The sequence below is a fragment of the Promicromonospora sp. NPDC060204 genome, from assembly GCF_042728455.1.
Lineage (GTDB): Bacteria > Actinomycetota > Actinomycetes > Actinomycetales > Cellulomonadaceae > Promicromonospora.
Window position 1 is genome coordinate 1 of sequence record NZ_JBHWZO010000296.1, and the last position, 7,174, is coordinate 7,174.

At 71.7% G+C, this 7,174-nt stretch carries 6 protein-coding genes; 2 read left to right on the forward strand and 4 right to left on the reverse strand.

Annotated features, from left to right (window positions below):
• Positions 1-112: 112 nt before the first annotated feature.
• Positions 113-760, reverse strand: coding sequence for an FMN-dependent NADH-azoreductase (locus tag ACFWEJ_RS25300; protein ID WP_377231935.1), 648 nt, complete (start codon positions 758-760; stop codon positions 113-115).
• Positions 761-886: 126 nt separating this feature from the next.
• Between ACFWEJ_RS25300 and ACFWEJ_RS25305 the strand changes: the two genes are divergently transcribed.
• Positions 887-1,165, forward strand: a complete 279-nt coding sequence (locus ACFWEJ_RS25305; protein WP_377231936.1) for a hypothetical protein — start codon at positions 887-889, stop codon at positions 1,163-1,165.
• 18 nt (positions 1,166-1,183) lie between these two features.
• Here ACFWEJ_RS25305 and ACFWEJ_RS25310 read toward each other — a convergent pair whose 3' ends face one another.
• The 3 genes from ACFWEJ_RS25310 to ACFWEJ_RS25320 form a co-directional block, all read right to left on the reverse strand.
• Positions 1,184-1,930, reverse strand: coding sequence for a hypothetical protein (locus ACFWEJ_RS25310; RefSeq protein WP_377231937.1), 747 nt, complete (start codon positions 1,928-1,930; stop codon positions 1,184-1,186).
• 166 nt (positions 1,931-2,096) lie between these two features.
• Positions 2,097-2,882: a hypothetical protein gene (locus tag ACFWEJ_RS25315; RefSeq protein ID WP_377231938.1), complete on the reverse strand. Its 786-nt coding sequence runs from the start codon at positions 2,880-2,882 to the stop codon at positions 2,097-2,099.
• Positions 2,879-3,499 carry a SigE family RNA polymerase sigma factor gene (locus tag ACFWEJ_RS25320; protein WP_377231939.1) on the reverse strand — a complete coding sequence of 207 codons (621 nt, stop codon included), beginning with the start codon at positions 3,497-3,499 and terminating at the stop codon, positions 2,879-2,881. Before ACFWEJ_RS25320 ends, ACFWEJ_RS25315 begins: the two co-directional genes overlap by 4 nt.
• 329 nt (positions 3,500-3,828) lie before the next feature.
• Between ACFWEJ_RS25320 and ileS the strand changes: the two genes are divergently transcribed.
• Positions 3,829-7,137, forward strand: coding sequence for an isoleucine--tRNA ligase (gene ileS / locus ACFWEJ_RS25325; RefSeq protein WP_377231940.1), 3,309 nt, complete (start codon positions 3,829-3,831; stop codon positions 7,135-7,137).
• Positions 7,138-7,174 lie beyond the last annotated feature (37 nt).

The window sequence follows — 7,174 nt, forward strand, 5'->3', positions numbered from 1 at the left end:
GGGGGGTTGTTTTTTTTTAATACTACCAGGTCATCTTGGGTCTGCCCCCCCCGGTTGCAACCCTACGGGAGCACGGGGTCGCGACGTGGGGAATTACGCCGTGAGCGGGCGCTCAGGCGGTCGCGACCGCGGGCGCCCACAGGTCGTCGATGGCGGCCTCGGCCTGCCGGCGGCTCTCCTCGGCCAGCGGCACCAGCCCGGCCATCGCAGGGTTGGTCCCCGCGAGCGTCAGCTCGGTGGTGATGAAGCGCGGCTCCAGCCCCACCATCGCCACGCCGTGCGGCAGCCACGCCGTCGCGTGGTCCCAGCCGTGCCGCGGCGCGCCCTCGCCGTATCCGCCGCCGCGGGAGACGACGACCACGAAGTCGCGGCCGCCCAGCAGGCCCTTGCCGGTCTCGGGGTCGATGGACAGCCCGGGCGCCATCAGGTGGTCCACCCAGGACTTCACCGTGCTCGGCGCCCCGTAGTTGTAGATCGGCAGGCCGAGCAGCACCGTGTCGGCGGCCGCGACCTCGCCCACGAGCTCCGAGATCCGGGCCCACGACTCGGCCTGCTCGGGGGTGTGCTGGTCGGCCGGCAGGCCGCGGCTGACGTTGGCGGCCGTGTCGAAGTGCGGCACCGGGTGCGCGCCGAGGTCGCGGTAGGTCACCGTGCCGCCCGGGTGCGCGGCGTGCCAGGCGCTCGCGGCCCGTGCGGTGAGCTGCCGGCTGACCGAGTTGTCGCCCTGGATGCTCGCGTCGATGTGCAGCAGTGTTGCCATGGTCGGGTTCCTCCTGGAGGTGTCGTGTCCGGCCGATGCGGCCTCCAAGGTCAATCGTTCGTGAACCACAGAGTATTTCCGCTCCGCATGTGATCTGGCTCACCCTGCCCGCCCCGGGCATTGACCATGCAGTTGCTGCCAGAGCAGGGTCTGTCGTGGCAGCAACTGCATGGTCATTTCTTTCTGGCGGCGCCGGCTCGAGGCGGTGCGGGGCCGCGGAGGCAGGTCTCGGCCCGGAGCCCAGCCCTCGCGCCGGAGGACCTGGGCGACCTCCCCGACGAGATGCCCGCCGGTGACCTGGCCGGGAAAGAACCGCAAGATGATGTTCTGTCCCTCGCCGGCGAGGCCGTTCTGCCGGTTCGCATCTCGTCGGACCTGCCGCTCGGCGTCGTGGAACTCCTGTGAGTCGATCTCGACGATCAACTAGCGGTTGCCGCCCAGGTGCCAGGCGAGGTCGGCGCGGCCCAGGAATCGGCCCCGCCCGTCGAAGAAGTCCCGCTGCAGGTCATCCGGTGCGATGGCGGCATCGTGACAGCGGAGCCGGGCACGGCTCTCGGGCGGAGACTCGGCCCTGCCGTGAGCCAGTGAGAGCCAGGGGATCGCGCGGCGGGCCCCTCTGCGGCCCTCCAGCCCGCGCCGGATCTCGGCCAGGTGGTCCGGTCGGATCAGGCCCCGGTACAACGCGCTGTCCAGGCAGGCGACGGCCTGGTCGCGGGTCAGCGTCGGCAGGGTCTGGATCAGTGCCTGTCCGACCACGACCACGTCCCGCCCGGCGATCTCGACCGTCGCCATGCCGCTCACGTACTGGCGGAACGCGATCCCGTCGCGGGACTTGCGTGCGACTCCTCCGGCGAAGGTCGCCTCTGGCGTGATCTTGCGGGGCAGCCCCTGGACGCCGTGCAGCACCAACGCGCACGCGCCGACGGCGATGGCAAGCGGGTTGGCCAGCAGTGCCGTCCACGCCGAGCGCAGCCGGTCGACGTCGTAGGGGTGCATCTCGGCCGGGACGGCGGTCGTGTCGAAGACGCGGCGTGTCACGCGCCGCCACCCGCCGCGTGCGACGAGGTTGCGTCGTCGTGAGGGCCCGACGCCGACGGCCTCGCACTGCTCGGCGGACACCAGGCCGGCCTGCTGCCGGGCCAGGTGCAGCAACGTTCGGGGGACGGGCATTCTTGGCGGCACATGCTCATTACATCTGATGATGCCGTTTGGCCGTCGTTGTCATCCACAGGGCAGTGAGGGACCATGCATCTGCTGCCAGGACAGAGCTGGTCCTGGCAGCAGATGCATGGTCACTCGCGCGCCTCGGTCGGGGCTCAGGACACCTCAGGACGCCTCAGTCGAGGCTCAGGGTGTTGAGGAACGTGTCGACCCAGGCGTCGTCGGCGTCCTCCGGCAGGGTCATCGTGATGAGGAACCGGTCGGGGCCGTCGGCCCGGTGCACGATGATCCGGACCAGGTCGGCCGTGCCGGTCGGGCTCGCACCCATGACCTCGCGCAGCTCCTCGGTGCCCTTCTCGACGGTCGCCACGGAGGCACCCGGGAGGTCGAACTCGTCGGCCTCGGCGCCCGGGGTCTGGGTCAGGCCACGCGCCTTGGTGTCGTAGAACTCGTACTCGGGCGTGATGCGGGCGACGTGGATGTAGGGCGGCACGTCCTCGCCCTTGTGCCGCCAGAAGTCGGCGAGGATGCCGGGCTCCGCCTCGATCCGGTCGCCGGAGCGCGTGACGTCCGGCGGCAGCGCGTAAGTGAGGCCGTCCAGCGTGTCCGTGTCCCACCCGGCGGGGACCTCCGCGGAGCCGGCACCGGCGGCCGCGGCCGCGTCAGCACCCGACGCCGACGCCGAGACCGACGCCGACGAAGACGGCGCCCCGCCCGGAAGCAGCTCCCCGCTCGTCGTCGGGCCGCCGAGGGCGAACGCGGCGCCCGCGAAGGCCGCCACCGCCGTCAGGCCGCCGCCGGTCGCGAGGACCGCGCGGCGGGTACGGGTGCGGCGCACGGCGACGTTCGCCAGCGCGTGGGCGTCGGCGGGGCTCGGCGGCACCACACCGCCGCTCACCTCGCGGACGTGCGCCAGCCAGCCGTCGTCGAGCGGCTCCTGGGCGTGGTCGTAGCTGGTCATGCCTCTGCTCCTTCCGAGAGCAACGTGCGCAGGCGGGCGAGGCCGCGTGCGCCCTGGGACTTCACGTTGCCGACGCTGACGCCGAGCTCCTCGGCGACGTCGGCCTCCGACCGGTCGAGCAGGTGCCGCAGCACCACGACCCGCCGCTGGCCCGGCCCGAGCTGCCGCAGCGCCCGCACGAGGCGTTCGCGCTCCGCGACCTGCGCACCGCTGTCGCCGACGGAGCCGACGACGTCCTGCCGCTCCTGCGCGACGGCCAGGTCCTCCGGCGGCTGGAGCACCTCGCGGCGGGTGCGCCGCCAGCCGTCGATGCGGGCGGTGGCCAGCACCTTCCGGGCGTAGGCGAACGGGTTGCCGTTGATCCGGGACCAGCGGCGGTAGGTGCGCTCCAGCGCGATCTGGGCGAGGTCGTGCGCGCGGTGGTCGTCACCGCACAGCAGGTAGGCGATGCGGTGCAGGGCGGCGGTGTGCTCGACGGCGAACAGCCGGAACTGCTCCTCGGCGGACGCGCCGGTGCGGACCACCGAGAACCCGGGGGCGTCGTCCTGGGCCGCCGCCGGCCCGTCCTGCCGGGAGGTGCGGACCGGCGGACCGGTCGCTTCGCTGATTGTGCTCATGCCCCATGGACGCGTCCCGGGTGCGATCAGGTTGCACGCGGGATCTTTCCGGTTGCCGAGGTTCGGTAGGATTGCCCCACAGGCATCGACCCGGCCATCACCGGTGAGCCTCCGGAAGAACAGGTCCACCCCACCGCCGTCAGGCAGCGGGAAGCCCCAGTAGAACCGGACGGGTAGGCCCGTCACAGCCGTCAACGAGCGGCCGACCGCGCATGCGGGCGGCAAGCGGGGTGGTACCGCGGCGCACCCAGGTGCGGCGTCCTCGCAGCAGAGCACCACAGAAGTCCACCTGCTGCCGAACCGCGTACCCGCCAGGAGCCAGAAGAATCATGGCCTATCCGCTGCACCGTCCCAGCGACGCCGAGAGCGCCGTCCCCGCCTCGCCCAGCCTGCCCGACCTCGAGCGCGACATCCTCGCGTACTGGGAGCAGGACGACACCTTCCGCGCCTCTGTCGACGCCCGCCCGGCCGGCGAGAACGGCAGCAACGAGTTCGTCTTCTACGACGGGCCGCCGTTCGCCAACGGCCTGCCGCACTACGGCCACCTGCTGACCGGGTACGCGAAGGACGTCGTGCCGCGCTACCGGACCATGAAGGGCCAGCGCGTCGAGCGCCGCTTCGGCTGGGACACGCACGGCCTGCCGGCGGAGCTGGAGGCCATGAGCCAGCTCGGCATCAAGACCAAGGAAGAGATCGTCGAGCTCGGCATCGACAAGTTCAACGAGGCCTGCCGCTCCAGCGTGCTCAAGTACACCGACGAGTGGCGCACGTACGTCACGCGCCAGGCGCGCTGGGTGGACTTCGAGAACGACTACAAGACCCTGAACCCGACGTTCATGGAGAGCGTCATCTGGGCCTTCAAGTCGCTGTTCGACAAGGGCCTGATCTACGAGGGCTTCCGCGTGCTGCCCTACTGCTGGAACGACCAGACGCCGCTGAGCAACCACGAGCTGCGCATGGACGACGACGTCTACCAGCAGCGCCAGGACCCGGCCGTCACGGTCGGCTTCCGGGTCACCGAGGTGCCCGAGGGCGCGGACACGCTGCGCGCCGACGACCACCTGCTCATCTGGACCACGACGCCGTGGACCCTGCCGTCCAACCTGCTGGTCATGGTGGGGCCGGACATCGACTACGCGATCGTCGAGTCGTCGTTCACCGGCACCCCGCAGCGGTACGTGCTGGCCGAGGCCCGCGTTGCGGCGTACGCCCGTGAGCTCACGGACGAGGGCGCCGAGGAGCCGACCGTCGTCGGGCGCCTCAAGGGGAGCGACCTGCTGGGCGCCGCCTACGAGCCGCCGTTCGCCTACTTCGAGGGCCACGCAGGTGCGCACCGCGTGGTCGAGGCCGACTTCGTGACCACCACCGACGGCACCGGCCTGGTGCACAACGCCGGCGCGTTCGGTGAGGAGGACAAGCAGGTCAGCGACCGCGAGGGCGTGGACCCGGTGATCCCCGTGGGCGCGGACGGCGCGTTCACCTTCCCGGTCGAGGAGTACGCGGGCCTGCAGGTCTTCGCGGCGAACGCCCCGATCATCGACCACCTCAAGGCGCGCACGCGCGGCGCGGGCGACGACGAGGCCGGGCGGACGACGCCGGGCACCGTGCTGCTGCGCCGCGAGCAGTACGCGCACTCCTACCCGCACTGCTGGCGCTGCCGGAACCCGCTGATCTACATGGGCGTGTCCTCGTGGTTCGTCGAGGTGACGAAGTTCAAGGACCGCATGGGCGAGCTGAACCAGGAGATCACCTGGGTGCCCGACCACATCAAGGACGGCCAGTTCGGCAAGTGGCTGGAGAACGCCCGCGACTGGTCGATCACGCGCAACCGGTTCTGGGGCTCGCCCGTGCCGGTGTGGAAGTCGGACAACCCGGCGTACCCGCGGATCGACGTCTACGGGTCGTTCGAGGACCTGGAGAAGGACTTCGGGCGGCTGCCGCTGGACCAGGACGGCAAGCCGAACCTGCACCGGCCGTTCGTCGACGACCTGACCCGGCCCAACCCGGACGACCCGAGCGGGCAGTCCATGATGCGCCGCGTCGAGGACGTGCTGGACGTCTGGTTCGACTCCGGCTCCATGCCGTACGGCCAGGTGCACTACCCGTTCGAGAACTCGGACTGGTTCGAGCACCACTTCCCGGGCGACTTCATCGTGGAGTACATCGGCCAGACGCGTGGCTGGTTCTACATGATGCACGTGCTGTCCACGGCGCTGTTCGACCGGCCCGCGTTCAAGACGGCGGTCTCGCACGGCATCGTGCTGGGTTCCGACGGCCGCAAGATGAGCAAGTCGCTGAAGAACTACCCGGACGTCAACGAGGTCTTCGACCGCGACGGCTCCGACGCGATGCGCTGGTTCCTCATGGCCTCGCCGATCCTGCGCGGCGGCAACCTCATCGTCACGGAGGACGGCATCCGCGACGCCGTCCGCCAGGTGCTGCTGCCGCTGTGGAGCACGTACTACTTCTTCACGCTGTACGCCAACGCCGGGAACGACGGCGCGGGCTACGCCGCCCAGCCGCTGACGCCGGAGCGCGTGGCCGGCCTGCCCGTCATGGACCGGTACCTGCTGGCGCGCACGCGCGGCCTGCTCGCCGACGTGACCGAGCAGCTCGACACGTACGACATCGCGGGTGCCTGCGACTCGGTGCGCCAGTACCTGGACGCGCTGACCAACTGGTACGTGCGCACGCAGCGCGACCGGTTCTGGGCCGAGGACGCCGACGCGTTCGACACCCTGTCCACCGCGCTGGAGGTGCTGTGCCGGGTCATGGCGCCGCTCGCGCCGCTGCTCACGGAGGAGGTCTGGCGCGGCCTGACCGGCGAGCGCTCCGTGCACCTGGCGGACTGGCCGTCGCTGGCGCCGGGCTCGCGCGAGGGCGAGGTCCTGGTGGCCGACGACGCGCTCGTCGCCGCCGTCGAGTCCGCCCGGGCCGTGGTGTCGCAGACGCTGGCGCTGCGCAAGGCCAACAAGCTGCGCGTGCGGCAGCCGCTGCGGTCGCTCGTCGTGGCGGTCGCGGATCCGGACGGCGTCGCGCCGTTCACCGGGCTGCTGGAGACGGAGCTGAACGTCAAGGAGGTGCGCCTCGTCGCGTTCTCGCCCGAGGTCGCGGCCTCGTTCGGCGTCACCGAGCGGCTCGCGGTCAACGCCCGCGCCGCCGGGCCGCGCCTGGGCCGGGGCGTGCAGGCCGTGATCAAGGCGGCGAAGTCCGGCGCCTGGTCCGTGTCCGGTGCGGGCGCCGTGGTGGTCGCGACGGCGGACGGCGACGTGGAGCTGCTCGAGAGCGAGTACGAGCTGACCACCGTCGTCGCCGGCGACACCGCCGGGGCCGACGCCGCGGAGCCCACCACGGCGGCGAGCGTGCTGGCCGGCGGCGGGTTCGTGGTGCTCGACCTGGAGCTCGACGACGCGCTGCTGGCGGAGGGCTACGCCCGCGACGTGGTGCGGGACGTGCAGGACGCGCGCAAGGCCGCGAGCCTGCAGGTCGCCGACCGCATCACGCTGGACCTCACGGTCCCCGCCGAGTGGGTCGCCGCCGTCGAGGCGCACCGTGACCTGGTCTCCCGCGAGACGCTGGCGGAGTCCCTCACCGTGAGCGCCGGGCCGGAGCGCGCCGTGACGGTCGCCAAGGCCTGATGCCCGTCGGCTGACGCCGCCCGCGCACCGCGGGCGG

Bases quoted from the DNA above. Each gene is read 5' to 3' on its own strand.
- ACFWEJ_RS25305 (WP_377231936.1), top strand. From the start codon at position 887: ATGCAGTTGCTGCCAGAGCAGGGTCTGTCGTGGCAGCAACTGCATGGT.
- ACFWEJ_RS25320 (WP_377231939.1), bottom strand. From the start codon at position 3,499: ATGAGCACAATCAGCGAAGCGACCGGTCCGCCGGTCCGCACCTCCCGG.
- ACFWEJ_RS25310 (WP_377231937.1), bottom strand. From the start codon at position 1,930: ATGCCCGTCCCCCGAACGTTGCTGCACCTGGCCCGGCAGCAGGCCGGC.
- ACFWEJ_RS25300 (WP_377231935.1), bottom strand. From the start codon at position 760: ATGGCAACACTGCTGCACATCGACGCGAGCATCCAGGGCGACAACTCG.
- ileS (WP_377231940.1), top strand. From the start codon at position 3,829: ATGGCCTATCCGCTGCACCGTCCCAGCGACGCCGAGAGCGCCGTCCCC.
- ACFWEJ_RS25315 (WP_377231938.1), bottom strand. From the start codon at position 2,882: ATGACCAGCTACGACCACGCCCAGGAGCCGCTCGACGACGGCTGGCTG.